This window comes from Psychrobacillus syltrankelensis (genome assembly GCF_055454035.1).
In genome coordinates this window covers 3,005,420-3,031,818 of the sequence record NZ_CM144227.1, presented here as the reverse complement: position 1 = coordinate 3,031,818, position 26,399 = coordinate 3,005,420, and the positions used below count along the sequence as shown (strand labels likewise).

Here is a 26,399-nt window from a genome sequence, read left to right as displayed (position 1 = left end):
AAACGCAAGCGCCTTTTAAGTGCATGCATCTTGTGATCACTAATTCCTGAGTGCTTTGGACGAAATATTAGCTACACTATTACCGGTGGATTTTGAGGAATTGGAAGTGACTACGTCTCCTCCAACTCCTTATTTTCGGTCATCTTGTGGCGAAGGTTTGTCCGTCGCCCACTTGGAATTTGTGAGGACATGATGCGTTTGGTTTGGTTAATTAGAGAAAAAATACTCCCCTACTCGTATATAAGCTTATTCATCGAAGACCCCGCAGTATCCTAGGAGCCGAATGCGTTCGGTTGGAGCGGAATCCTTGTACAAAGGTCCATGATTACTGTGTTCATGATACCGAATTTATATACTTTCTTAGTTTCTTATCATTAAAAAAAGTTGCTTTCCACATTTATTGTGGAAGGCAACTTAAAATCTAACAAAAGTGAACAGCCACTTTCTTTTATTAATTATTAGCACTAATTTTCCTATCCTTTGGTAATGCAATTGCTACTAGTCCGATAAGTGGCAGCGTAGAAACAACAATCATCGTCGTATAAACTCCAACATGATCCATTAAAATTCCAATTACAACTGCTCCTATCGCTCCCATCCCGAATGCAAGTCCTACCGTTAATCCTGCCATAGTGCCAATTTTACTCGGTACAAGCTCTTGGGCGTAAACAACTGTGACCGAAAAACTGAGCATGAGGAAGAAACCGATCATAACTAGTAATAATACAACCGCCCATATTGGAACATACGGCAATATTAAACATAAAGGAATTGGTACCGCCATGGATAGTAAAATGACATTTCTCCTACCTAAACGATCCGCCATCGGTCCTCCAAAGAAAGTACCTACTGCTCCCAAAGCTAGAAAAATAAAGATTAATAACTGCCCTTCTTTAATTGTTAAATTGTAGTGTTTCATCAAGTGAAAAATATAAAAGTTAGTCATATTCGTTACGTAGAAGGATCTTGCGAAAATAATAATCATTAGAAGTGTTAAGGCAACTCCCACCTGCTTTTTAGAAAGAGGTGGCAAAGAAGAAAACAGTGTTTTTTTCTTTTTTGTAAGCTTTTCTTCTTCCAATTGTTTCTTATACCATATCGAAATTTTAGATAGTATAAATATTGCCGCAGCTGCTACTATTAAAAAAAGTGCTGCACCTTTTTGACCTAATGGAACTAGAATAAATGCACTAATCAGAGGAGCTAGTGCTTGTCCAGAATTCCCACCTACTTGGTAGATAGATTGTGAAAGTCCTCTTTTAGAACCTGCTGCCATATATGAAACACGTGAGCCTTCCGGATGAAATATAGCTGAGCCAAATCCTAAGAATATAACCGACACAAGTATAATCCAATATTGGGGAGCAAACGCGAGTCCTGCCATTCCGACAAAAGAACTGATCATTCCAAGAGGAAGTGCATACGGCATAGGTTTCTTATCACTAATAAATCCAACAACTGGTTGTAAGACTGATGCAACAATATTTAACATAAATGAAATTAATCCTAATTGGGTAAATGTTAATCCAATTTCTTTTTCCAAAACAGGAAACATTGCAGGAATCACCGATTGCAATGAATCATTAAATAAATGGCAGACGCCAATAGCAAACATGATTGGGTAAACAGGATTGCCTATTTTCTGAGAATCATTCAATGTTGACATATTTTTTCTTCACGCTCTTTCAATTGCTGAATTTTGTTAATGGATTCATTATAACGCAAAAGTTAATATAACCCGGAAGTAAAAAAGGATAGTTCGAACTCTTTTGGAAAGACTATATTGAAGAACTTTAATATAAAAAGGAGTTTAGATAAATGAAAGATTTATTTGATATTCACTTTTGGGAAATGATTATTCGAACAACAGTTTCTTTCACAACCCTACTTTTACTTGCTAGGATATTAGGGAAAAAACAACTTAGCCAATTAACTTTTTTCCATTATATTACAGGTATTACGATTGGTTCAATTGCTTCCGAAATTGCAGCCCAAAAGGAAACTCCTTTTATTGACGGTTATATTGCCCTAATCTGGTGGGCAATCCTTACTTTAGCTATGAGTTACATTACTTTGAAATCGCCAAAAGCACGTACTCTTGTCGATGATAATCCTACAATTGTTATTAAGGATGGAGAAATCTCCGTTAAATCCATAAAAAAAGCACGCCTACATATGGATGATGTATTATTGATGCTTAGAGAACAATCTATTTTCTCCATTCAAGACGTTCATTATGCAGTGCTCGAAACGAATGGGAAATTAAGTGTCTTTAAAAAAGTAGCGCAACAAGAAGCAACCAAACAAGACGTAAAAGCAGATGTATCACTTCCAACCTATATGCCTTCTGAAATTATTTCAGATGGGGTAATTGTTTACAAAAACTTGGAAGAACTAGAATTGACTGAAGAGTGGGTGATGAAAAAACTTCGGAAACAAGGCGTTGATTCGGTGGATGAGGTTTATTACGCTCAGATTCAAACGAACGGATCTCTGTATGTTAGCTTACGAAAAAATGGTATTTAAGAAAAGCGTAAGCGTCCTTTAAGCAAAAGCTTCACTAACTTAGGCAATACTCACTTAATGGATTGTAGTGAAAGGTGGACTCTAGCGGGATGAGTGAGACAGATTAGCCATCACAAACGAACGAGTTAGCGTCGGTGATGGCTAATCGCTCACCCCGCGGAACGCGTCCATCTGCAACGGAAATCGGCGGTATTATTTAATTCTTTAAAGTACTATGAATACTGGTTCCCAGGACGATGATGCATATACTTATCTCTTAAGAAAACCGGAAGCGAACTTTAACTGCATCTGTTCTTCACTATTTACAGGGTGCTTTGTACGAAACATGGGGCATCCTATTACTGGATTTGTGTATAATAAATCATCTTAAGTCCATCTACACCTATAGTATACCTAGCAGTCAACTTCATATATGTTCTCTTAAAAAAGGACTTCCATTAAACCTGGAAGTCCTTTTCTTATATTATTTCCCTATAATTTGTTCTATCGAATGGTTTAACCCTTTAATGTCTAGGGCTTGAACACGTTCGTTGTTTAGCTTATATTTTTCTTTCAACATTAGAATCCGGCTTACACTCGTATTTATTCTTTCTTCAGAAATCTCTCCATTATGAACTGCTTGTTTAATCGCATCAATGGCTCTTTTCACTTTTGGATAATCATGCGCCACTAACACAATATCGTTCCCAGCTTTCACTGCATCCACGGCAGCTTGCCCAATTTCATAATGACCTAATATAGCATTCATGGTCATATCGTCTGTCATCACTACCCCATCGAATTGAAGTTGTTCTCTCAATATCCCTGTAATAATGGAATGAGACATAGAAGATGGAAATTTTGGATCAATCTTTGGTAAAAGAATATGAGCAACCATGACAACATCTGCTCCATCCTTAATTGCTTTTTTAAATGGAATCAATTCCAGGGCATTTAAGTCTTTGATACTTTTTTGAATAATTGGAAGTTCTAAATGAGAATCCACGGAAGTATCCCCATGGCCCGGAAAATGCTTCACAACGGAAACAACACTCTCACTTTGAATACCTTTCATCGTCTGAATACCAAGCTTACTTACGATCTCTGCGTTATTACCAAAAGAACGATCTCCAATAACCGGATTTTTTGGATTGCTATTTACATCAAGTACTGGAGCAAAGTCGAGATTAAAACCGAATGCATTCATCTCTTTTCCTAAAAGAGAACCTATACTATATGAAAGAGTTGGATTATTTAGTTTCCCAATTTCTTGGTTTGTAGGTAACTTATTTAATCCAGGTAGTCTTGATATTCTGCCACCTTCTTGATCAACCCCTAAAAATAGTGGATGTTTTTCCTTTTCACTTTCGGTTTTGATTGCGTTTAATAAAGAAACAGTTTGCCTCTCATCTTTTAAGTTATTTTGATAAAAAATGAGCCCACCTACTTTATTCACTGAAATTAATTGCTTCGACTCTTTCGTTAAAGATGTTCCGTCTATTCCAGCAAAAATCATTTGCCCAATCTTTTCTTCTAAACTCATGTCTGAAAGAGTCGGAGTTTCTTCTTCAATATTCATAAAAACCGATATATGATCAACCGTCGGGTTCGGTTCACTTTCTGTTGCTTTCGGTAAAATCCATTTCAGTTGATAAGTGGGAGAAACTTCATAAATCAGAATCGTTTGGTCCACCTTTTCATCTTGATAACTGCGAATCTCATCTGCTTCCCCCTTTATTCTTTCAATATCCTCTAAATGTATTTGCTGGATAGCTGGTGCGGAGGAGCGAATATCAAAAACAGTATTGGATCGATGACCCACAGTCACATTTTTGGATAAATAGTCTTCATAAATAGTTGTGGAAATTACGCTTTTTTCCTCCGGACTTCCCCATTGTTCATGTACTTCTTGAACATCCGTCTCACCTACAATAAATGGAACATCCATTACTTGCCCTATTTTCGAAGACTCAAAAATGAGCGAAACGAGAGATTCTACTTCCGAAGGCTCCTTTAGTGTTGGCGTTAGACTCTTATTTATTTCTTCTTTCTTTTCTTTATTATCTATAAATAGCATAGTAATTGCGATTGCTAAAAATAACATAAGGAATAAAATCACTTTTTTAATCATAAAAGAACCTCCAAATAAATGACGTTGCTTTATTTTTGTATTTCTATTAGTGTAACCATTATCCCTTTAATTTAACTTCATCCATTTTATATATTAAAAGCGACCTTGAGCCAGCCAAGGTCGCTAATTTTATTTTGGCAATTGTTCATACGCCATTTTACGAATAATTTGTTCATGTTGAGGATACTTTTCCAATAACTCACTTTGCGTAAACAGTTCAAAGTCTTCAAAATCAAAACCTGGGGCTACCATACAACCAACAAGTGAAAATAATCCATCTTTAATAACAGATGAACCAAAAATTGAGTTTTTCGGTACCAATACTTGAGGTGTTTCTCCATTCTCCAAATCAAGCCCTAGTTTATGTTCGAAATAATTTCCTTCTTCATCAATAATATGTACTAGTAAAGAGCTTCCGCCGTGAAAATACCACAATTCATCTGATTTTAGTCGATGAAAGTGCGATACATCTCCTGCTCCTAATAGAAAATAAATACTCGTATATAGCTTTCGAGTCGTACCAAGTGCTGCCATTGATTGGTCGGAATTATATGTGCTTTTATAATACCCACCTTCTGGGTGGGCTTCTAAACCTAGATGATGTATGTAATAATTGGAATCTTTCTGCATTATACTTCCCTCGTTTCTAAATGCTTCATACAGTTGAATAAGTGGCATATATTTTTATTGTCTTGTAATTCTATCACTGTCAGTGAAGTATTTCCTATATCAAATACAAACTCACTATTTGGTACAAGGACATTAATGATCCGTCCAATAAAGCCTCCATGACTAACAACTAACACTCGTTTACCGGGATGCGCCTGCTTTACATCTTCTATGAAAGACATGCCGCGAGCAATAATAACCTCTTCCGGCTCAAATCCCAACTCCATTTTTCTCCAAGCAAAACCCCATTTTGCAACTCGCTCTGCCTCTGTAGTACCTTCAATTATACCTCCACCAATTTCCCCAAGGCGCTTGTCTACAACAAAATCAATTTCAGGTTGTTTTTCAGCAATAATCTCTGCAGTTCTCTTTGCACGAATCAAAGGGCTAGTATAAATGATGTCCCATTCTTCCTGTTCAATTCTATCGGCAACCCTTTCTGCCATTTCGATACCTTCCTCATCGAGTGGTACATCTGTTGTCCCTTGCGCTCTTCCTTCTTTATTCCAAGCTGTCACACCATGTCTAACAAAACCAATAGTTGTCATGTTATTCTCCCCTTTACGTATTCTTATCTAATACGGTGGCAATCCATTCTGGAGCGAATGAAGAAGTGAAACTTTTACGTTTTTCCTTGCCTAGTTACTCTAACTGTAGCATGATTTCTTTTACTATTATGGATAAAACTCACTTCTTATTCTTTTATTATAATGAAACAAAACAATTTGAACAAATTCTAATTATTCACTTGACCTTAACGTAGCGTAAAGGTCTAGACTGTAATTATTAGGAGGTGATTTCTTGGAATATACAGTGCAAAAGCTTGGTCAATTGGCGGGAATAAGTACACGGACACTTCGGTATTATGATGAAATTGGATTGCTTAAACCTTTACGCATCAATTCATCTGGCTACCGCATTTATGGTTCTACAGAAGTAGATCGACTGCAGCAAATTCTTTTTTACCGTGAGCTTGGGGTAAATTTGGATAGCATCAAAGAAATAATGACTTCTGAAACGTTCGACGGTGCAACTGCATTAAAGGAACATCGAGAAAAACTCCTTGAAAAGAGAGCACAATTAGATTTGTTGATCGAAAATGTCGATAAATCCATTCAACTAACAGAAAGGAAGATTATAATGTCGGATAAAGAGAAATTTGAAGGATTTAAACAAAAGCTAGTGGATGAAAATGAGAAAAAGTACGGGAAAGAAATTCGAGAAAAATATGGCGAGGAAGTTGTAAATAAATCGAATGCAAAAGTAAAAGGTATGACCGAAGCCCAGCACGAAGAACTTTCGATCCTAGCTGAGAAAATTGCAGAGAATTTGAAAGCCGCAATGGCAATTGGCGATTCAGCTGGAGAACTTGCACAAAAAACAGCAGATTTGCACCGACAATGGTTAAGCTTTTATTGGGAAAAGTATACGAAGGAAGCCCATGCTGGAGTTGCCCAAATGTATGTGGATGATGAACGCTTTACTGCTTACTATGACAAAATCCAAACTGGTGCAGCAGAGTTTTTAAGAGACGCAATTCTTATTTATACAAAAAACTAGAAGGATTAACTCCCTTCTAGTTTTTTAAAACTTGTTCGATTATGTGGATATCTTCTGGATAAGCCAAAGGGAGCTTTGCAATTTCTTCTAACGATTTCCAAGCGATTTCGTGGATAAACTGATCTGGATCTTGGATGGTTATCTCCCCACTCACTATTTCAACTAAAAAGTATTCAACATGATAAGAAATTCCATGTTCACTAATGACTCCACTCTTACTTTGTACTTTTTCAATAATCCGAACCTTGTAGCCAGTTTCTTCCCAAAATTCTCTTACGCAGCATTCTTCAAACGTTTCCCCATCTTCCATTGTCCCTGATGGAACGGTCCATTGCTTATCTTCTCCTGGAGCTGCTTGAAGAACCATTAGCACCTCTTGTTTTTCATTTATACTAATACCTGCTGCACCTTGCCATTTAAACATTTTCTTTTCCTCACTTCATTCATTAGATTATATCTACATCATTAATTTCGGCTACATATCTTGATTTTTTTAAATCCACCAGGCCATTAGAACGAAAACATACACCTTCCGCTTCTAGCATAGCTCTTTGAGAAAAGGCAGATTCTTCATCTGGAATAGCGATCTCTCCTTTAATATTGATGACACGATGCCATGGTAGCTTGTGTTTTGCACTCATTGTATGAAGGATGCGTACTACTTGTCTTGCGCCCCTTGGACTACCTGCAACCTTTGCAATTTGCCCGTATGTCATGACTTTTCCCGAAGGAATGGATTTTATTATTTCAATCGTTTTTTCAGTAAAAGGGTTCATCCGTCGTCATCCTTTCGTTACTTCGATTATAACTTATTTAGAATATTTTATTCAGTACCTTGCATAGAATAATACCGTATGATATATTACTATCAAAGGTACTGGTTATTAAATAGTAGTGGAAGGAGTGAAAGACAATTGAACATTCAATTTAAGAAAGGCGTATTGAATCTTTGCGTACTTGTGTTATTGGATAAACAAGATCGTTATGGTTATGAGCTTGTACAAAAAATATCCGACCAAATATCAATTTCAGAAGGATCTGTTTACCCATTATTGAGACGCTTAACTAAGGAAGGATACTTTACAACCTATTTACAAGAATCATCGGAAGGCCCCCCGCGTAAATATTACAAACTTACCGAACTGGGCAGAACTTATTTACATGAACAGTTAAATGAATGGAAAAAATTCACAAACGGTGTGAATAATCTAATCGAAGAGGGTGTAAAAAATGACTGAACAACAATTTATAAGTGAACTGGAGCTTGCGCTAGCTGGTCTTCCTGCAGATGAACGCAATGATATTCTTTCTGACATAAAAGAGTATTTTACAAATGGTCGTGAGGATGGAAAAGCAGATAGCGATATTGCTGCTTCTCTTGGTTCTCCGAAAGAAATCGCACAAGAGCTTTTGGAAAATCATATTCCTGAGAAAATAATGACAAATAATAAAGTAATTAAAATTCCTAACCCTACTTTTTCCAATGTAGTAATGAACATAGATCACGGCTCACTATACGTTTTCCCATCAGAAACAGATGATACGACTGTGGAATTAATTGGGGATCACGACAAACTAGATTTCACTGCTAATGTTATCAACGATACATTATCGATTCAATTAAAAACAAAGAAATTCCAGTTATTTAATTTCTTGTTCTTTATTAAAGAACTCCGAGTAAATGTATCACTTCCTAAAAAGTTATATGCAACAATCATCATGAAAACCGATAATGGCCGCATTCGTGCAGAAAAAATGCTTGGTAAAGCAATTAAAGCCACTTCCGATAACGGAAGCATCGGCTTAAAGGAATTTGCAGCTACTGTTTTAGAAGTAGAAACAGACAATGGACGCATTGAAATTGATAAGGTGCAAACGGATAAACTTTCCACCCAGACAGATAATGGCAGAATTGAATTGCGTAATGTGGATGCTGAGCAGATTATTACAGAAACGGATAACGGACGTATTATGATGGAAAATGTAAATGGTGATATTATCGGGAAAACCGATAACGGGCGAATTTCGCTTCTAACATCGAGTCTCGACCGCATGATCCAGTTAGAAACGGATAATGGCAGCATTTTAGTAGAGACAGAAAACGATCCAACAGACGTATCCATTCATACTAAAACTGATCATGGCAGAGTAAGTGTATTTGGAGAAAAGAATTCTCGTACCGTGTTTGGTAACGGGTCGAACACTATCCGACTCTCTTCTGACAACGGGAAAATTACTGTTATAAAAAAGGCTTAAATTAAAATAACTCCTCGTAATTATACGTGGAGTTATTTTTGTTTTAGGCGAGTTTCTCATGGAATTCTGAAGTTATGTTAGAATCTTGTAATCTATAAACTATTTTTGTATATGCAGTGAAATCTTAGACTTAGCTTCTACTTTCATCGTTATAGCCACTTCTAAAATGAGCAAAGATAGCTCATGATCACTCAACACATAAGGAACTTCTTCAGGTTCGACCCAAATGCGTGATACTGTTTCATTTTCTCTAAGAAACGGATGACATTCTTCAATGTCCATTCGATAAAATAATTGATAACCTATCAAAGGATACGGGCCGTTTTGAACGAAGTAAGGATTATTACTGTGATTGACTTCAATAGCACCAATATATTTTAGTTTCCCTTTTACATATCCTTCTTCATAAACCTCCCTATGTAATGCCTCTTCTGGAGACTCACCTACCTCAATATGTCCACCTGGAATGTTAAATCCTCTTTCTTTTACTTGAACTAATAAAACCTTATCTTGGTAAAAACAATAACTATGAACAGAGGTTACTATTTCACTTTGGGTTATCTTTTTGAAAGGATGCCAAATGAGACTAACTTTATGTCCTCCCCAATCAACGTAAATTTGAAGATTCAATTGAACACTCCCTCTCCAAGTTTAAATTTGCAGCTACCCACGTTTTCAACATTCAATCTTGATATTCCTCCTTATTCCTTTCTCTCAAAATAAAGAACAGAAAAATCCCTTTGCAAAGAAGTTAAAAAACTGTCTTAACAAAGGGACTTTTTAAGGTTTAATAGTTAATAAGTGCGCACCGGTACAATTAGTTGCAAGATGGCGTCATCAAGAATAGAATTTATTATAAATGGATGCATTGGTCCTGTAAATTGGACGATTACATCATGTCCCTCTAATGCTTTTAATGCATCCATCATATATTTTGCACTAAACGAAATTTTTATCACTTCGCCTTCAACCGAAATTGATTGAATTTCTTCTTCTACTTCCCCAATTTCAGGTGAGCTTGATGAAATCTCTACAATATTACCTTCTAGTGTGGATAGTCGAACAATGTTATTGCGCTCTTCCCGTGCCAATAAAGAAGCTCGGTCAATTGCTTGAAATAAAGCTTTACCATTCATCGTAACAATCGTTTTGAATTCAGTTGGTATTAAACGAGATGTATCTGGGTAATTCCCTTCCAGTAGACGAGAGAATAACAATACACTCCTTGTTTTAAATAACACTTGTTGACTTGTCATCGCGATATGAACAAGCTCGGATGTGTCACCAATGATTTTACTTAACTCGGTAAGGCTCTTTCCAGGTATAACTACATTATATTCTCCTTCTGATAGTTGGTCCAAAGTTACTTTACGGCGTGCAAGGCGGTGACTATCCGTTGCTATACAAACTAGCTCGGTATTTTTCACTTGCCAATGGACACCTGTTAATACTGGACGATTTTCAGAAGGTGAAACTGCAAATACGGTTTCACGAACAATAGATTTTAGTAAATCCGCTGGCATAGTAAACTGACGATCATCCTGAATCTCTGGTAACATTGGATAATCAGAAGGGTCTAGACCAATTATATGAAACTCCGACTTACCAGAATGAATATATGTATGATAATTCTGCTTTACTTCTATCTCTACATCACTTGTTGGTAATTTACGTACAATTTCATTAAACATACGCGCTGGAACTACAATTGACCCTTCTTCAATAACTCGAATCACTTGATCGCCATCTTCTTCAGCCTTAATAAATGATTGAATAGTAATATCTGAATCGCTTCCAGTCAGTCGTAATCCATCTTCCGTAACTTCTAATTTAATTCCTGTCAAAATTGGAATAGTGGTTTTCGAGCTAATCGCTTTCATTACATCATTTAATCCATCTAATAACCGATGACGCATAATTTCAAATTTCATTATATTACCCCACTTTTTTTTTATTCGCCTAACGAAATACTCTGATAGATTTAATGTAACATTATAAAAATTCATTTGCACTACGTTTTTATTAAATTCAAAAAACCTTACCAGCAAACATGCTGGTAAGGCTTCTATTATTTTTTAGAGTAATTTTTTCATTATTTACTTAGAAGCAAGACCTCTACCAATGAGATTTGCTGAGACAGGTCTTTGCCCTATTTCCCTAGCCCATATGGATAATTGTCCAATATGATGGATTTCATGGGCAATCACATGACGCATAATCTCGCCCCATGTGTCTGTTACAATACTTCCATCTGGCATTGTATCTTGAAGTATAAGATTATCCATACTTTCTTCCCAATTATGAACAAATTGCTCTACTTCTATTTTAAATTTAGTGTCCAACGCTCTCACTTTTTCCAAACTGTTGTAATCATTAAAGGTCTCTTGAAAATCTGATTTCCCTTGAAGAAGCCGGATCCAACTCCACTCGACATCCACAATGTGAAATAGAGTATGCAATATCCCGCCTACACCACCTGTTCTATCTAAAAGAAGGTCTTCTTCACTTACTTCTTCACACCATCGATACCAATCTTCCCTAACCATCCAGTTATAACGGAACAACATTTGCAAAAGAGTTCCCCCTATTTATTATTTTATTTTTCAATTTTCAAATGTACGGAATCTATCAGTTTATGATAGCCAATTTCTTGATAGATTTTGTTAGAAGTTGGATTTAGCATATCTGTGTAGAGGACACAAAATTGAAATTCCTTTAAGAGTTCTAAACTACCTGCAGCTACCATTGTGCGGGCATATCCTTTTTTCCGTTGTTCCTTTGGTGTGAATACAAGTGAAACAGTAACACCATTTGCTGATGGTCTTGATTTTTTCATCATGGATACAATTTGTCCTTCGTTTTCCCATAGAAATGCTTCTTTTGCGTCCAGCATCATTTTTACTCTCTTTTTAATTTCAACTGATGCTGTTTTCGGAAGTCCAGTATCCTCTTCAAATAAGCTATACCATTTTTCAATGAGCAATGCGTCTTCTTCCGTTGCGTAACGCCATGATCCAGGGCTCATTTCTAAAGAATCTTCCACTTGATCTAAACGGTATAAACCTTGATCCATTGATATGGAAAAACCTTGCCCTGTTTTCTCCTTCCATTTTTCCGCGAATTTATATGCCCATTCTTTTACACTGATGATAGATTCAATGTTTATAGACTGTTTGATTAACTCAGTAATACACAAATCAATGCTTGCTGCCATTCTCTCTTCATTTACAAAAATAATATTAAGTGGATGAGGCGGAGTCATTTGGAATAGGGCTAACAACTCACCATTTTCTTCGATTGTTGCCATAAGTGGATTTTCGTATTTCCCATCTTTAATAGCTTGAAGTACCCCTAAAAACAAACTAAATTTGTCTTCGTTTTTTTCTAAAAAAGGTCTTGCTACTTGCTCAAAGTCTACTGCATTTACATAACGCTGAAAATTCATATTATTTCACTCCTTTTTATCTTTGTATGTTAATATAACGTAAAACACAGTTGGATGGGAGTAGTTTTATGAAAATTGTTTCTATTCGTGATATTCATATCGGTAAAGACATACCGAAGATCATTGTCCCTATTATGGGGAAAAACATAGAACAACTTCTAATAGAAATTAAAACAATAAAGCAAGTGAGTCCAGATATTGTCGAGTGGCGTGCAGATTTGCTAGAAGAAATTGAAAATATTGAGACAGTCAAAAATACTCTTTCAGTTATTCGTAATGCATTATTTCCAACCCCACTATTGTTTACTTTTAGAAGTCATCGTGAAGGTGGAAATAAAATAATCACGGATGCTTTCTATAAGCAGCTTCTCGAAGAAGTTGTGAAAACAAACGAAATCGACTTAATAGATGTGGAGTTATTTTCTTCAAATGTGAACGAAATTGTAGAAGCAGCATTGGCTAATAACGTGTTTATCATTATGTCTAATCATGATTTCGAAAAAACACCAGTAAAAGAGGAAATTATTTGGAGACTCAGAAGAATGCAGGAACTAGGTGCGCATATACCGAAAATAGCTGTAATGCCTAAATCCCCCATTGATGTGCTCACGTTATTAGATGCAACTTATACAATGAATTCACTGTATGCGGATCGACCAATTATTACGATGTCGATGGCTGCCACCGGGGTAATTAGTAGAGTATCGGGACAAGTTTTTGGCTCTGCTGCAACATTTGGTTCTGGAATCGAAGCATCCGCTCCTGGACAAATTCCAGCTACTGAGCTTAGAAGAATGCTAGAAATATTAAATACAAACTAAAACAGAGCTGCCTAATTTGGCAGCTCATTTATATTGAAAGAATAATCCTCAATAAGATCCCGACGCCTTTAAACGCAACATCGTTTCTATAATTGCTGTGCAAGTCGTATCATATCCACACACTCGATTCCATTTTCCACAATTTTATCTTCATAATGAATGCTGAAAAAATCTTTATCCACACCAATAATACGAAATCCGCATTTTTGATATAGAGCCAACTGTCCTACGCTTGAATTGCCTGTCCCTACTTCGATAATTTTATATCCGTGACGTTTTGCCTGCTCAATTGCATCCAACACGAGGGCCTTTCCAATTCCTTTTGCTTGATACTGCTCTGCAACCGCAATATTTACGAGTTCCACAGTTTCAGGTCTAGTCGGAAGTAGGACATAGACTCCGATTGTTTTATCATCTTTTTCAAAGATATGGCACTCTCCACGTTTTAAATACTCCTTCACAATGTTTTCGGAAGGATCAGCGAGTAATAATAAGTTCATAGGGTATTCTTCGTTTATTTGCCTAGTTATCAATTTATTGTTCTCCTATTTCCAATGTGAGTAGTTTTTCTTTCATTTCTAATCCACCACGGTAACCTGTTAACGAACCGTTTTTTGCTACTACTCGGTGACAGGGGATTGTAATGAGTACTGGATTTGCGCCTATTGCTGCTCCTACCGCTCGAATGGCTGCAGGGTTATTGATGAATTCAGCAATTTGAGAGTAAGATTTCTTTTCACCATAAGGAATTTTAGTTAATGCATCCCAAATGGCTAATTGAAATGCGGTTCCCTTTAATTCTACAGGCAATGTAAATTCACTTCGTTCACCATCTAAATACTCTTTTATTTCAATTGTATAAAGTTCTAAAGCTTTGGGATTTTCTTCTAACTCGTATTTTGGAAAACGCTTCGTCAGCCAAGTTTCCATCTCTTCATACGGTTTATTAGGCGAACCTACATAACAAAGCCCGTTTGCTGTTGCCGCCATATATAATAGCCATTCATTATGAATGAAATGCGTCCAATATATTTTATTCATTCGTTTAAATCTCCTTTTTTCTATATTGGTTTGGTGTATCTCCTGTTATCTTTTTAAAAAGCGTGATGAAATAGGAAGTATTATTTATTCCAACCATAGAACCTATCTCTACAATTGATTTGCTTGTTGTTTCTAGCAATTCTTTCGCTTTTGTTATTCTAATTTTTTGAATGTATTCTACTGGAGAAATACCTGTAATTTTTTTAAATGTTCTTTGCAAGTGGAATGGACTTCCATGACAAATGTCTGCAAGGATATCTAGAGTTAATTGATCCTCGTAATGTTCTTCTATATACTCCGTAATTTGGATGACCCATTCCTCATCAGGTAAGCGCAATCCATTTGGCTTACAACGTTTGCATGGACGAAATCCATTTTCTATAGCTACTTTAGCTTCCATATAAATACGAACATTGTCTTTTTTTGGTGGTCTAGATTTACAAGAAGGTCGACAAAATATTCCAGTTGATGTTACAGCATAATAAAATACATTGTCATAATCTGAGTTATTTTCTATAATTGCTTGCCAATATCCCTCATATATTTTCTCATTTTTCAAGAAATCACCTCCTTTTTTAGTATACTTTTATTTAGATAGAAAAGCTGATTTTCATGACATAATAGCAAGATAACGAAATTCTTTACAATTATAATAGGTTTAGAAAGAGGTGTCTCAGTATGTTATGGGAAGAAAAAGATGAGCAAATCATCCTAAATACATCGTCCGAGTTTAGTTTTAACCAAAACCTTCAATATTTGTCCAGATCCACGAATGAATGTCTTTTTCATATTAAGGAGAATAAAGTTAGAAAAGCGATTCCTCTGGATGAATATACAGCTCTTGTAGAGATTTTCGAGCAAGACGAACAATCGATCTGTATTAAGTTTTTAGGAAATACAAAACCTATAAGTAAACAAGCACGTGGAAAAGTTGTTCAATACATTATCGAATGGTTTGATTTGAAGACAGAGATAAAAGACTTTTATGAGCTGGCCAAAAAAGATGCCATCCTTCATCAAGCAGTATTGAATTTTAAGGGTCTACGAATTATGGGTATTCCAGATTTATTCGAAGCAATGGCTTGGGGTATACTTGGTCAACAAATCAATTTGACGTATGCGTATACGTTGAAGAGACGTTTGGTTGAAACATTTGGCCGATCAATCGAGTATGAGGGTGAGCAGTATTGGGTGTTCCCTACACCAAGTGAAATCGCGAAGCTATCTGTAGAGGATTTAGTAGGCCTAAAAATGACTGTGAAGAAGTGTGAGTACTTAATAGATGTCGCAAATCAAATTGAAATAGGATTACTCACAAAAGAAATGCTGCTTGAAACGAATGATGCAAAAAAAGCAGAAAAAGTGCTCACGAAAATTCGTGGCATTGGTCCTTGGACTGCCAATTATGTGCTAATGCGTTGTTTAAGATTTCCTTCCGCATTTCCGATTGATGACGTAGGACTGCATAATGCTATTAAGTACGTGACTGGTTCTGACAAAAAGCCTTCAAAGGATGAAATACAAAAATTATCCTTACCTTGGTCAGGTTGGGAAGCATATGCAACTTTCTATTTATGGAGGTTTTTATATTAAGAAAAGCGCAAGTGTCATTTAGGTGCCTCAAGATATGCACTTTGGACGAAACATTGATTACATAATTACCGGAGTATTATTTTTCGGTAATCTTATGGCGCTTGTTATTTTATGGATTGGAGCGACAGGCGGCGACTCCGGCGGGATGAGTGAGACAGATGAGACATCACAAAACGACGCGAATGCGGCGGTGATGGCTCATCGCTCACCCCGCGGAAAGCGTCCGCCGATAGCGGGAATCATCTTATTTTACTTTAATGTTTTTCGTGTTTTATGCTCTAACTTTTTTTAAAACGCTATTAATTAACTCTAATCTAAAAAAATCCCTTCGTTCTCTTTTGTGAGAAGGAAGGGATTTTCTCTTATTGTTGATTTAGTAATTCTAAAATGTCTTCTGAAACATAGAGTTTATTGTTCTTTAGTACTGGTTTTTCTTTAAATTGTTGTATGCTTTTATTGTAACTATACGTTTTTTTACCGCGTGTAATTTTGATGGTACTATTTCCTAACGATAGGGTCGTACCAAATCGTTTTGAATTTGTCTTCACTTCGTAACCTAGTTGTTCTGCAACCTTACGAAGTGGAATCATTTTTGTTCCATTCTGCATAAAATGATCCTTTTCAATAATATTTAAAACTTCTTTCATTTCTGGTGAAAGATAGTTCAGTGCTACGATTTTTATTGGTGGCGTTTGTGCTGGAATACTCATAGTCATTATTGTATAAAATACAACTAGCTCTTTTCCATTTAAGTCTTCTTGTTTGATCTTCTCGCCTTTTTCATTTACTAAAAGTGTTTCTTTGCCAATGTTTAGCTTTAGTTCTTTATCTAAACTTAGAAATTCATCATCAAACTTAGATACTTTTACAGAGCCTAACTTTCCTTCCTCTTGTACAACAACCAACTCTGGAGTAATTTGCGCAGGGTAGATTAAAATCATTGGTTTGTTTTTATCATAGTATGCGTCAAGTCGTTGTCCTTTTTTGAAAGAGTCTTTTTTCACCGTTTTTGTCGTCCCGCTATTGAATAGAAGTGTATCGTCAGTAATTGTAAAGATGGTAGTTTGCGGCTCTTTTTCTTCTGTATCTACTGTTAGGATGGCTTTTCCATCTTTTGTTGCAATTTCTTTAATTATCCCTGAAAATTTCATGTAATTTGTTGTGTCTTCTTGTTGCATTTCACTATCAGAATAGTCAATCGCTATAATTTTACTTGGTGTCGTTTGAGCTGGAATACTTCTAGTCGAAAATGTATAAAACACAACGAGCTCTTTGCCAGTTATATCTTTTTGATCCAGTTTCTCTCCTTTTTCATTTACTATAGTAGTTTCTTTTCCGATGTTTAGCTTTAACTCATTATCCAAACTAACTAATTTATTATCGAACTTGCTGACTTTTACGTTACCGAATTTTTCAGGGTCATTTACTATCACTAACTCTGGTGAAATTTGTGGCGGATAAATCATAATCATTGGTTTATTCTTTCCGTAATACGCATCTACTTTTTGTCCTTTTTTAAAGGTTTCTTTCTTTAATGCTTTTGACGTTCCGCTATTGAAAACAAGTGTTTCATCCGTCAGCTTTAAAATGCTGATCTGTGGTTCTTTATCTTCTGACTCCACTGTAAGAGTTACTGTTTCATCTTGCTTTACAATATTAGTTATTATTCCAGAAGTTTTTACAAAATTGGATGTGTCTTTTTCTATCACCATTGTTTCTTCCTCACTTTGCGCTTTTGCAAAAGGCTGATAGAAACCAAATCCTACCATTAGTAATAATGCTACTGTAAATATTCCAATTTTCTTCATTGTTTTCGCTCCTTTTTTTCCCATTCATTGGATTTGACGATTCATTATGGAAAACGTTACAAAAAAAGCTGAAACATTCTGTCTCTAAAAACGTATACAGTAGTTAGAAGATAAAAAAATAAAAGAATGGAGTCTACATATGACGTTATCTATTAATCAAGTAACAAAAAGATATCAAGATTTTGTAGCCGTTGACAATCTCTCTGTCACAATTGAAAAAGGTGAGATTTACGGTTTGATTGGGCAAAATGGTGCAGGTAAAACCACCACGTTTCGTATGATTTTAGATCTTCAAGAAACGACTGCAGGCACAATTACATGGGACGGGAAAAATATTAATTCTATTAATAGAAATATTTTAGGATATTTACCAGAAGAACGTGGTATTTTTCCCTCAATGAAAGTGGAGGATCAACTTTATTTTTTTGGAGAGTTAAGAGGAAAACTTCGTAAGGATCTACATAAAGAAGTAGATTATTGGATTGATCGTTTTGAATTAGAAGATAAGCGAAAATCGAAAGCGGAAACTTTATCCAAAGGTAATCAACAAAAGGTTCAACTTATCGCAAGTTTTATTCACCAGCCGGATTTTCTTATTTTAGATGAACCATTTAGTGGGCTTGATCCTGTAAATATGGATTTATTAAAAAACGCTATTTTGGAGCTAAAGGAAAAGGGAACAACGATTTTATTCTCAAGCCACCAAATGGATAATGTAGAAGAGCTCTGTGACCATCTTTGCCTATTGAAACGCGGTGTATCGTTATTTTCTGGTAGTTTATTAGATTTGAAAAAACAATATGGGAAAACGAAACTTACCATTCGAACTGATGTCCCAAAAGAAACGCTTCAAAATTTAGATGGAGTAAAGGATATTCACGTTGGAAAAGATCAGTATATCCTTACTTTAAAGGATGAATCATATGCTCAATCTATTTTTGACTTTGTTGCAAATGGGAAGTATATCGAGAAGTTTAGTTTAGATTATTTGTCGCTAGATGAAATTTTCAAAGATAAGGTTGGTGGTACGAATGTCTAAGTTTTGGCTTCTCGTCAAACAATTATATAAACAAAAAATCAAGGCAAAGTCATTCATTATATCAATCATTTTATATGTCGGTGTTATTAGTGTTGCAATGTTTTGGACTGAAATTAAAGAAGCATTTTTCCAAGATGAACCATTGAAAATTGCTTTATTAAACGAGACGAACGCAGATATCGAAGCCTTATTTAAATCGAGTAGCGATATAGAGTTTGCCTTCCCTTCTGAAGGGATTGCGGAAGTAGAAAAACAAGTTATCGACGGTGATTTTGATGCAGCTATTTTTGTGAGAGATGAAAATCAATCATTAGCAGCTGATATCGCTACTTATAAGCCATTAACTTTTAATGATCAACAGAATTTATCATCACAGCTTCAGTACGCTGGCAAGCTTTATGAAGTTCAGCAACTTAATTTAACAGCTGAACAAGCGGAGAAGATTCTTCAGTCTCAGACTGTTATTTCCATGAAAAACTTGAATAAGGAATCAGAAAGTGGAAAAAGTGAAGATGAAAAAGCTGCAGGTATTGGTGCTTCCTTCCTAGTCGGATTTTTAATCTATTCGTTTGTTATGACATTCTTATCCATGATTACAACGGATGTTGCATCTGAAAAAGGATCTCGTGTTTTAGAAGTATTACTGGCAAGCGTGAAACCTTCTACACATTTCTTGGCAAAGCTGACAGGTACATTTTTATTAGCATTGACTCAAATTGCGACACTTTTGATTGTTCAAAGTTTACTGTTCATGTCCATAAATAATGGCTCTAAATGGGATGCTGTTTTGGATATTGTCAATGAATTGTCGTATGGATTTATTGGATATGTAGTTTTGTTTTTGTTATTTACCATTATGCTTTACTTAATCATTGGTGCACTACTTGGCTCACTCGTTTCGAAAGTTGAAGAATCCAGCCAAGCAATGATGCCAGCGATGATGCTTGGAATTCTCGGATTTTATGTTTTACTTTCCGGTATGTACAGTCCTGATACAATATTGATCAAAATATTCTCATACATCCCATTCACATCTGGGATGGTAATGCCGCTTCGAATTGGTGCAACAGACATTTCGTCATTCGAACCTATGTTATCGATGTTAATATTAGTTGGAACTGTAGTATTAATGTTCTTAATCAGCCTTTCCTTCTATAAACGCAGCGTATTAACATACAGCTCAGGTGGCGTTATTCAAAAAATTAAAACGGTTTTAAAAGTAACGACTTAAATCTAAATTATTCTAAGCTTAGTAGGAGCTACCTTCCAAACAAGGTAGCTCCTTTTTTTATTTACGAGAAAATATATGAAACGGAAAGTTCCTCAGTAAGTCAGGCTTTGTATTAACAAGAAAGTTACAAGTATATTACTGGTGCCAGGAACCAGTAATATACTTGTAACAAAAAGAATAATATATGTTATAATTCAGATAACAATTTTGAAGGGACGATGGGTGGACAATGAAGTTTTAATCTTATTTTTCAGTGAAAGTTTTTCTGCGATCTATTTTCGCAGTAACAAAATAAACTTTACGATACGGAAATAGGATTAGTCTGCCCATTTTTCAATTTAAATATGTTTTATTCCCTACAATTTTATACACTTTGTAGTGGTTTTTTGCGTATTCATTTAATGGTCAGTATTTAATCCTTCCGTTTAATAACGGAGGGATTTTTTATTCCTCCAAAGGGAGAGGATTTTATGACACTACACGGAAAGTTAGTAGATATCTGTATAACTTTTGGTGACAAAGTTATTTTAAAAAATATAAAAGCTGATATAGTTACCGGGGCAGTTATTGGTCTTGTGGGAGGAAATGGTGAAGGTAAGTCTTCCCTCCTTTCTATACTTGCAAATGAGAAAGCCCCCACGATGGGACAAATTGAATGGTTTGCTCAACCGACTATTAGTTACTTTAAACAAGAAGATGAACAATTTCATAAAACTGATTATGCAGACGATGAATGGAAGTACTTTAGTAAATGGTCTGTTCCTCAAGGGCGAGATTATACGCAATTAAGTGGTGGAGAGAAAATGAAGAGGAGATTGTCTTGTGTATTTGCGGAAAAGGCTCAACTTCTATTATTAGATGAACCTACTAACCATTTAGATCAAGATAGCTTGTCTTTCCTAAAAAAACAAATACACTCCTACCAAGGAACAATTATTTTAGTATCCCATGACCGATATTTTTTAGATGAGGTAGCTGAATGGATTTGGGAATTAGAAAACAAAAAGTTAACGGTCTATGCTGGCAATTACACTTCTTACAGACAAAGGAAGGTAGAAAATAGATTAACCCAACAAAGACTCTATGACGGGCAACAATCAAAAATACAACAAGTAGAAAAACAAATATCCGATCTTAAAAACTGGTCATCCAAAGCACATGCAGATTCGACTAAACATGAATTTAATAAAGAGTATTACCGTGTCAAGGCAAAGAAAATGGATGTTCAAATTCGTTCCAAAAAGAAACGATTAGAACTGGAACTTTCTAAAAACACAATAGATAAGCCTGAAGAAGAAAAAGAAGTGATCTTTTCTATAGAAGGAAATAAGAAGAAGGGAAAGCGTGTTTTAGAAGCCAAAAAGATTTCCAAGAGCTTCGAGGACAAACTTTTATTTCAAAACGCTACCTTTACAATACAATCTCAAGAGCGGATTGGCATCATAGGTTCTAACGGAAGTGGTAAATCGACATTTTTCCGCATGTTATTAGGAGAAGAAACTGTACAAGGACAGCTTTGGAAATCGGAAGCCATGAATATTGGCTATCTACGTCAGACGGTATTCGATTTGCCAGAGGAGAAAACCCCATTTGAGTTTTTTGCACCCTCTGATTTTGAAGCACGAGGGCAAATTCAGACACTTATGATGAATCTAGGCTTCTCAAAGGATCACTGGTCTCGTCCTATTCATACAATGAGTATGGGCGAACGAGTAAAATTAAAACTAATGGAGTTTATACTTGATCAAAAGGATGTTCTACTTTTAGATGAGCCAACAAACCATTTGGATCTTACTTCTAGAGAGCAATTAGAGAAAACACTCTCTACCTATCCTGGTACCATCCTGCTAGTCACTCACGACCGTTACTTTTTAGAAAGACTAACAAATAAACTACTCATATTTGAAAACAAAACGATTCGAAAAGTTGAAATGAGCTATAAAGAATGGATGCATAAAAACGATGAATCTTCTCTAGAAAAAAATCTACTGAAATTAGAAACAGAACAACAAGCTGTCTTAGGTTTACTCAGCTACATTCAGAAAAATGACCCTAAATACACTGAATTAGACCAAAAATTTATCTCACTTACTAAACAAATTAACGACTTAAAGAAGAAATAACTCCAAAAGCTATCCTATTTCATTTTAGGATAGCTTCTTTTATTACAAGTATATTACTGGTGCCAGGCACCAGTATCAAACTTGTAATATTCTATCCTTTTTTGTCAATTTCCCGGGAAATATGAGGAGTAAGCTATTTTTCCATTTACAATTTCGGTAAAGAAGCATACAATGTTATTAATCCTATAAGAAAAGTAGGTTTTAAGATGAAAACAATTCCAAAACCTCTAGTCATGGCAAATCAATGGGCCATTGTATTGTCTGTAATTATTGCTTTAAGCACACAGTCGGCGTGGATTTTATTCATTCCACTAATTGCAAATCTTTCAAGCTTATTAACTGGGTTTCATCCCATTTTAATTATAGTAAAACGATTCCTCTCTAAACCTGTAAATCAATATATCCAGGAAGATTACGCTCAGTTAAGATTCAATTAATGGCTAGCTGTCGGCTTTTTATTCATTGCAAGTTTTAGTTTTTTATTAGATTGGCCTCTCCTATTTAATATCACAACAATTATGGTTGGCCTAGCTGCACTTATTGCAATTCTCGGGTTTTGCTTCGGATGCTTTGTGCGCTTCCAATACAAACAGTGGAACTATAGAAGAAAAAAATCAGCGGCACACTAAGACAAGAAGCCTCCTCAGCAAAATGACGAGGCTTCTTGCTATTTATCTATTCAAAGTTGAGCTTACTTTTTAATATGTTAGTATTCTTTTCATCTAGCTTTCCAAGTGAACTCTCATCGTAATTAATTATTGTCGCCGTACCATTTTGTTCAAACCATATATAGTACACTACTCGTTTTGTCATATTTTCTTCAACTTCCATAAACAAAACTGCTTTTATGTCTTCTCTTCTCGCCATTTCTGCTTTTACATTTTGTTCCCAAACAATTTGTTCAAACACCCTGCTTAAGACATCCACCGCTGATTTATCTGAGATAATCACTTCTTCATCATACTTTTCGTCTGCATTTACTTTATAAACATCCACTCTAGTCAAATCGTTCTTGTTCTTATTCTTATTCTCCTGTTCACTACATCCTGTTAATAACAGAATGAAAAGGATGAAAAAAGGCACAGTTTTATTATTAATGATCGAAGTCTTCATTTCCCCACCTTTATAGCAGTTTCGCTTATAATACAACTAAGCTTCAGTCTACTAAACCACTTGTCCGTCTCACTAACTGTTCGGTTCAACCCATTAATTTCTTCTTGATATTCTAAACCTTCAACAGCATTGTAGGTTACTTGTCTTTTTGCTATTCTATATGCAATCATTGCCCATTCAGCATCCGTCATTTCTGCTTTAGAAAACGTGTCAATAACTTCAGCACACACTCTCGAAAATGCACAGGAACCTGCAGTTACATCCACTTCTTTTCCTAGTTCTAATGAAAAAATTTTATTCGTGATTTTTTCCGTTTCAATCCATTCAATAGGGTGAGTATTCATCGCTCTTTCTGTTCGACCAATGATTAAATAATCATGATTTGGTATATCTGCAACTACTTCTTCTAACTCAGTTATATAATTTTTCCCCCAAGTTAATATCCTATCCAAGTCACAGTAATGGTAGTGTTGATTTTTCCCAGTAAGTGCGAATTTTAATGCTTCCCTTCTTGCATATGCTGCTCCATTTTTAGGAATTATTTTATACTTAAATTTACTTTTTCGGACTTCATTTATTAGTTCTTCAGATGATTCTTCACTAATTGTAATAAATAGATCTCCATATATTTCTAAAAAACTTCGTTGCAATTCTTTAAAAAGTTTAATATTCTTCCCCATTGGATCATGTGTAATCGTAACAAGCGCTGTAGTTAATATAGATCCCTTCATTCCAATCTACCAAGTAAATTGTATGGATTTACTTCCCATGTTTCATAAGGTATAAAATTTACTGAATTCATCGCATCTAATGTACGTGATCTCATATGTGGACGTGTGATGAATTGTTCAATATTGGCTTCCGTCATTTTGACAAACTGAGCTTCTTTAATTTCTTCCGGTTGAATATTCAATTCTCCGCTGACGTATTCTGCTTTGAAAACAACAGATAGAATATGTTTCGTTACATTATAATAAACACCGGTAATTCCTAGTGGACGTATGACAATTCCCGTTTCCTCTAGTATTTCCCGGCGCACAGCTTTATCCAAAGGCTCACCAACTTCTACCTGTCCCCCTGGTGCTTCCCATGTATCGGAACGCAAATGTGTTTTAACTAACAATACTTCCCCTTTATCATTCGTGATAAAAGCAGAAACTGCAATAAAATGCTTCGGATACTCGTTTGCCAAATTAATTTCTCCTTTTATTAATGAAGTAAACTCCCAGTATAGCAATCAACATAATCATTAAAATCCACAATATCGTAGTACTGTTTTGAAGAATGTCGTATTTATTACTAGCGTATTCTCCATTCCTTGTTGCTTTAATATATTTACCAGTTTCATCTTTTATTGCAATTGCATCATCTGTATTCACTCCAACTATTGAATAATACTTTGTTCCTTTCGGATAGACATTTGAAAAGTTACCAGAATAAGTCCCCTCCAAATCCGAATACTTAGTCACATGTCCAATTTCTTTTCCTACCTCATTTACAATTTCATCCGTTAAGACATACACATAACCATCCCAAACGACAAATGCATACGCCCATGACGCTAGTGTTTTAACTGGAAATAAAATCGATGCACATAACATAAAAATGATTACATAAGAAATTAAAGACTTATCTTTCATTCCATGCACACCCCTTTATCGAATTGGACGTTCTATATTGGTTTCAGTTCCACTTTTCCCTTATATTGGTTTTGGTAATATAATATTTTTTTCAACTAATCCTCAATTTAAATCACGGACAAATAAAAAAAGGTTGTCTCCCAGTAAAAATTCCTACTGATTAGACAACCTTTTTTCTATTATTCTCCTAAATCTACGTTGTGGTAGACCTGTTGAACATCTTCTAAATCTTCAATCGCATCGATCATTTTTTCGAATTGTGCTTGAGCATCCGCATCTAATGAAATGTCATTTTGAGCAAGCATTGTTAGCTCTGCTACAGTAAATTCTGTAACTCCAGCTGCTCTTAATGCCTCTTGTACTGCATGGAATTGATCTGGTTCTGCGTACACTATAACGGAATCTTCTTCTTCTAAAATGTCGCGAGCATCTACATCCGCTTCCATAAGAATCTCTAACACTTCATCCGCCGTTTTACCTTCTAAACCAATAACAGCAGTCGCATCGAACATATAAGCAACAGAACCACTAACACCCATGTTGCCGCCATTTTTACCAAATGCAGCACGCACGTCAGATGCAGTGCGGTTTACGTTATTTGTTAATGCGTCCACGATTACCATAGAGCCACTTGGACCGAAACCTTCATAACGAAGCTCATCATAGCTTTCTTCCGATCCACCTTTTGCTTTTTCAATTGCTTTATCAATAATATGCTTAGGCACACTGTATGTTTTCGCACGTTCTAATACTACCTTCAAAGCTTGGTTAGAGGTAGGATCCGGTTCACCTTGTCTTGCAGCTACATATATTTCACGTCCAAATTTTGCATATATACGGCTAGTATTTGCATCTTTGGAAGCTTTCTTTTCCTTAATATTATTCCACTTACGACCCATAAAGTCCCACTCTCTTTCAGTTAAAGTTTCTACTTTAATTTATACTGTAGTATTATACATTAATTTCATATTAAGTAGCAAAAGTAAATACATTAACTTCCAAAATGTTTTAATTATCTGGATATAAATTTTGTAAAAACATAATAGATTGTGTAATCATTTCTTTCAAAATATCCACTTCAATATCATCTATTTTATTAATGTATATACATGATTTCCCTGAAGTATACTTCCCAAATCGCTTTAGACTTTCTTGACGTGCTGTATCACCAGGTGCAAAATAAAGACTAATCTTTGCTTTTCTTGGAGAGAAACCGACAAGAGGTGCATCCCCTTCATGCCCGGTCGCATATTTATAATGATACGATCCAAAACCAATGATACTTGGTCCCCACATTTTCGCTTCATAACCTGATGTTTCTTCAAAAATCTCTAAAAGCTTGTAAGCATCTTCTCGTTTCTTAGGACTTTCCACTTTTTCGATAAATTCTACTACATCTTGATTCGTCTCTTTCATCTTTTGCT

General features: G+C 35.5%; 30 protein-coding genes and 1 pseudogene. 11 read left to right on the top strand and 20 right to left on the bottom strand.

Annotated features, from left to right (window positions below; all coding sequences use genetic code 11):
• Positions 1-451 precede the first annotated feature (451 nt).
• Positions 452-1,666 carry an MFS transporter gene (locus tag ACTSKG_RS14815; RefSeq protein WP_464755331.1) on the bottom strand — a complete coding sequence of 405 codons (1,215 nt, stop codon included), beginning with the start codon at positions 1,664-1,666 and terminating at the stop codon, positions 452-454.
• 152 nt (positions 1,667-1,818) lie between these two features.
• On the opposite strand from ACTSKG_RS14815, the gene ACTSKG_RS14810 reads away from it, so the two are divergent.
• Positions 1,819-2,526 carry a DUF421 domain-containing protein gene (locus ACTSKG_RS14810; RefSeq protein WP_464755330.1) on the top strand — a complete coding sequence of 236 codons (708 nt, stop codon included), beginning with the start codon at positions 1,819-1,821 and terminating at the stop codon, positions 2,524-2,526.
• 463 nt (positions 2,527-2,989) lie between these two features.
• On the opposite strand, the gene nagZ is transcribed toward ACTSKG_RS14810, so the two are convergent.
• From nagZ to ACTSKG_RS14795, 3 genes are all read right to left on the bottom strand, one after another.
• Positions 2,990-4,636: a beta-N-acetylhexosaminidase gene (gene nagZ / locus ACTSKG_RS14805; protein ID WP_464755329.1), complete on the bottom strand. Its 1,647-nt coding sequence runs from the start codon at positions 4,634-4,636 to the stop codon at positions 2,990-2,992.
• A 129-nt stretch (positions 4,637-4,765) separates the two neighbouring features.
• On the bottom strand, positions 4,766-5,266 hold the full coding sequence (locus ACTSKG_RS14800; RefSeq protein WP_464755328.1) for a cupin domain-containing protein: 501 nt from the start codon (positions 5,264-5,266) through the stop codon (positions 4,766-4,768).
• Entirely contained in the window at positions 5,266-5,853 is a 588-nt protein-coding gene (locus ACTSKG_RS14795) for a histidine phosphatase family protein (protein ID WP_464755327.1), read from the bottom strand. Before ACTSKG_RS14795 ends, ACTSKG_RS14800 begins: the two co-directional genes overlap by 1 nt.
• 253 nt (positions 5,854-6,106) lie before the next feature.
• Between ACTSKG_RS14795 and ACTSKG_RS14790 the strand changes: the two genes are divergently transcribed.
• Positions 6,107-6,865, top strand: coding sequence for a MerR family transcriptional regulator (locus tag ACTSKG_RS14790; protein WP_464755326.1), 759 nt, complete (start codon positions 6,107-6,109; stop codon positions 6,863-6,865).
• A gap of 16 nt (positions 6,866-6,881) precedes the next feature.
• Here the strand turns inward: ACTSKG_RS14790 and ACTSKG_RS14785 are convergent, their stop codons facing one another.
• Both ACTSKG_RS14785 and ACTSKG_RS14780 read right to left on the bottom strand, forming a co-directional pair.
• Positions 6,882-7,289, bottom strand: a complete 408-nt coding sequence (locus ACTSKG_RS14785; protein ID WP_464755325.1) for an NUDIX hydrolase — start codon at positions 7,287-7,289, stop codon at positions 6,882-6,884.
• Between the two features lie 22 nt (positions 7,290-7,311).
• On the bottom strand, positions 7,312-7,641 hold the full coding sequence (locus ACTSKG_RS14780) for an MGMT family protein (protein WP_464755324.1): 330 nt from the start codon (positions 7,639-7,641) through the stop codon (positions 7,312-7,314).
• 138 nt (positions 7,642-7,779) lie between these two features.
• On the opposite strand from ACTSKG_RS14780, the gene ACTSKG_RS14775 reads away from it, so the two are divergent.
• Both ACTSKG_RS14775 and ACTSKG_RS14770 read left to right on the top strand, forming a co-directional pair.
• On the top strand, positions 7,780-8,103 hold the full coding sequence (locus ACTSKG_RS14775) for a PadR family transcriptional regulator (protein WP_464755323.1): 324 nt from the start codon (positions 7,780-7,782) through the stop codon (positions 8,101-8,103).
• Positions 8,096-9,121 (top strand): DUF4097 family beta strand repeat-containing protein, encoded by a 1,026-nt coding sequence (locus ACTSKG_RS14770; protein ID WP_464755322.1) that lies wholly within the window; start codon positions 8,096-8,098, stop codon positions 9,119-9,121. The genes ACTSKG_RS14775 and ACTSKG_RS14770 overlap by 8 nt, the downstream gene beginning before the upstream one ends.
• Positions 9,122-9,220: 99 nt before the next feature.
• On the opposite strand, the gene ACTSKG_RS14765 is transcribed toward ACTSKG_RS14770, so the two are convergent.
• From ACTSKG_RS14765 to ACTSKG_RS14750, 4 genes are all read right to left on the bottom strand, one after another.
• Positions 9,221-9,751 carry an NUDIX hydrolase gene (locus ACTSKG_RS14765; RefSeq protein ID WP_464755321.1) on the bottom strand — a complete coding sequence of 177 codons (531 nt, stop codon included), beginning with the start codon at positions 9,749-9,751 and terminating at the stop codon, positions 9,221-9,223.
• Between the two features lie 164 nt (positions 9,752-9,915).
• On the bottom strand, positions 9,916-11,052 hold the full coding sequence (gene dnaN, locus ACTSKG_RS14760; protein WP_464755320.1) for a DNA polymerase III subunit beta: 1,137 nt from the start codon (positions 11,050-11,052) through the stop codon (positions 9,916-9,918).
• 165 nt (positions 11,053-11,217) lie between these two features.
• Positions 11,218-11,694: a DinB family protein gene (locus ACTSKG_RS14755; RefSeq protein ID WP_464755319.1), complete on the bottom strand. Its 477-nt coding sequence runs from the start codon at positions 11,692-11,694 to the stop codon at positions 11,218-11,220.
• Positions 11,695-11,717: 23 nt separating this feature from the next.
• On the bottom strand, positions 11,718-12,566 hold the full coding sequence (locus ACTSKG_RS14750; RefSeq protein ID WP_464755318.1) for a GNAT family N-acetyltransferase: 849 nt from the start codon (positions 12,564-12,566) through the stop codon (positions 11,718-11,720).
• A 68-nt stretch (positions 12,567-12,634) separates the two neighbouring features.
• On the opposite strand from ACTSKG_RS14750, the gene aroD reads away from it, so the two are divergent.
• Positions 12,635-13,387: a type I 3-dehydroquinate dehydratase gene (gene aroD, locus ACTSKG_RS14745; RefSeq protein WP_464755317.1), complete on the top strand. Its 753-nt coding sequence runs from the start codon at positions 12,635-12,637 to the stop codon at positions 13,385-13,387.
• Positions 13,388-13,473: 86 nt separating this feature from the next.
• Here the strand turns inward: aroD and ACTSKG_RS14740 are convergent, their stop codons facing one another.
• Genes ACTSKG_RS14740 through ACTSKG_RS14730 form a run of 3 tightly spaced genes read right to left on the bottom strand, consistent with a single transcriptional unit; the run spans position 13,474 to position 14,987 of the window.
• A complete protein-coding gene (locus tag ACTSKG_RS14740) occupies positions 13,474-13,887 on the bottom strand; it encodes a GNAT family N-acetyltransferase (protein ID WP_464758046.1) in 414 nt (137 codons plus the stop codon).
• Between the two features lie 34 nt (positions 13,888-13,921).
• Positions 13,922-14,428 carry a methylated-DNA--[protein]-cysteine S-methyltransferase gene (locus ACTSKG_RS14735; protein WP_464755316.1) on the bottom strand — a complete coding sequence of 169 codons (507 nt, stop codon included), beginning with the start codon at positions 14,426-14,428 and terminating at the stop codon, positions 13,922-13,924.
• Between the two features lie 4 nt (positions 14,429-14,432).
• Positions 14,433-14,987, bottom strand: coding sequence for a bifunctional transcriptional activator/DNA repair enzyme AdaA (locus ACTSKG_RS14730; protein WP_464755315.1), 555 nt, complete (start codon positions 14,985-14,987; stop codon positions 14,433-14,435).
• 119 nt (positions 14,988-15,106) lie between these two features.
• Here ACTSKG_RS14730 and ACTSKG_RS14725 point away from each other — a divergent pair, with 119 nt between their 5' ends.
• Together ACTSKG_RS14725 and ACTSKG_RS14720 are read left to right on the top strand one after the other, a co-directional pair.
• Positions 15,107-16,021, top strand: coding sequence for a DNA-3-methyladenine glycosylase 2 (locus ACTSKG_RS14725; protein ID WP_464755314.1), 915 nt, complete (start codon positions 15,107-15,109; stop codon positions 16,019-16,021).
• 34 nt (positions 16,022-16,055) lie between these two features.
• On the top strand, positions 16,056-16,313 hold the full coding sequence (locus tag ACTSKG_RS14720; RefSeq protein WP_464755313.1) for a hypothetical protein: 258 nt from the start codon (positions 16,056-16,058) through the stop codon (positions 16,311-16,313).
• A 70-nt stretch (positions 16,314-16,383) separates the two neighbouring features.
• Here the strand turns inward: ACTSKG_RS14720 and ACTSKG_RS14715 are convergent, their stop codons facing one another.
• A complete protein-coding gene (locus ACTSKG_RS14715; protein ID WP_464755312.1) occupies positions 16,384-17,829 on the bottom strand; it encodes a stalk domain-containing protein in 1,446 nt (481 codons plus the stop codon).
• A 139-nt stretch (positions 17,830-17,968) separates the two neighbouring features.
• On the opposite strand from ACTSKG_RS14715, the gene ACTSKG_RS14710 reads away from it, so the two are divergent.
• From ACTSKG_RS14710 to ACTSKG_RS14695, 4 genes and pseudogenes are all read left to right on the top strand, one after another.
• A complete protein-coding gene (locus ACTSKG_RS14710; protein WP_464755311.1) occupies positions 17,969-18,868 on the top strand; it encodes an ABC transporter ATP-binding protein in 900 nt (299 codons plus the stop codon).
• Positions 18,861-20,099 (top strand): ABC transporter permease, encoded by a 1,239-nt coding sequence (locus ACTSKG_RS14705; protein WP_464755310.1) that lies wholly within the window; start codon positions 18,861-18,863, stop codon positions 20,097-20,099. Before ACTSKG_RS14710 ends, ACTSKG_RS14705 begins: the two co-directional genes overlap by 8 nt.
• Before the next feature lie 470 nt (positions 20,100-20,569).
• Positions 20,570-22,222, top strand: coding sequence for a ribosomal protection-like ABC-F family protein (abc-f, locus tag ACTSKG_RS14700; RefSeq protein ID WP_464755309.1), 1,653 nt, complete (start codon positions 20,570-20,572; stop codon positions 22,220-22,222).
• 206 nt (positions 22,223-22,428) lie between these two features.
• Positions 22,429-22,851, top strand: a pseudogene (locus ACTSKG_RS14695) (DUF4395 domain-containing protein).
• A gap of 46 nt (positions 22,852-22,897) precedes the next feature.
• On the opposite strand, the gene ACTSKG_RS14690 reads toward ACTSKG_RS14695, so the two are convergent.
• From ACTSKG_RS14690 to ACTSKG_RS14665, 6 genes are all read right to left on the bottom strand, one after another.
• Positions 22,898-23,335, bottom strand: coding sequence for a hypothetical protein (locus ACTSKG_RS14690; RefSeq protein ID WP_464755308.1), 438 nt, complete (start codon positions 23,333-23,335; stop codon positions 22,898-22,900).
• Entirely contained in the window at positions 23,332-24,066 is a 735-nt protein-coding gene (locus ACTSKG_RS14685) for a hypothetical protein (RefSeq protein WP_464755307.1), read from the bottom strand. Before ACTSKG_RS14685 ends, ACTSKG_RS14690 begins: the two co-directional genes overlap by 4 nt.
• Entirely contained in the window at positions 24,063-24,527 is a 465-nt protein-coding gene (locus ACTSKG_RS14680) for an NUDIX hydrolase (RefSeq protein WP_464755306.1), read from the bottom strand. Before ACTSKG_RS14680 ends, ACTSKG_RS14685 begins: the two co-directional genes overlap by 4 nt.
• Before the next feature lies 1 nt (position 24,528).
• Positions 24,529-24,975, bottom strand: coding sequence for a hypothetical protein (locus ACTSKG_RS14675; RefSeq protein ID WP_464755305.1), 447 nt, complete (start codon positions 24,973-24,975; stop codon positions 24,529-24,531).
• A gap of 179 nt (positions 24,976-25,154) precedes the next feature.
• Positions 25,155-25,874, bottom strand: coding sequence for a YebC/PmpR family DNA-binding transcriptional regulator (locus ACTSKG_RS14670; protein WP_464755304.1), 720 nt, complete (start codon positions 25,872-25,874; stop codon positions 25,155-25,157).
• Positions 25,875-25,983: 109 nt separating this feature from the next.
• Complete coding sequence (locus ACTSKG_RS14665; RefSeq protein ID WP_464758045.1) at positions 25,984-26,391, bottom strand: DUF1801 domain-containing protein; 408 nt, start codon at positions 26,389-26,391, stop codon at positions 25,984-25,986.
• Positions 26,392-26,399 lie beyond the last annotated feature (8 nt).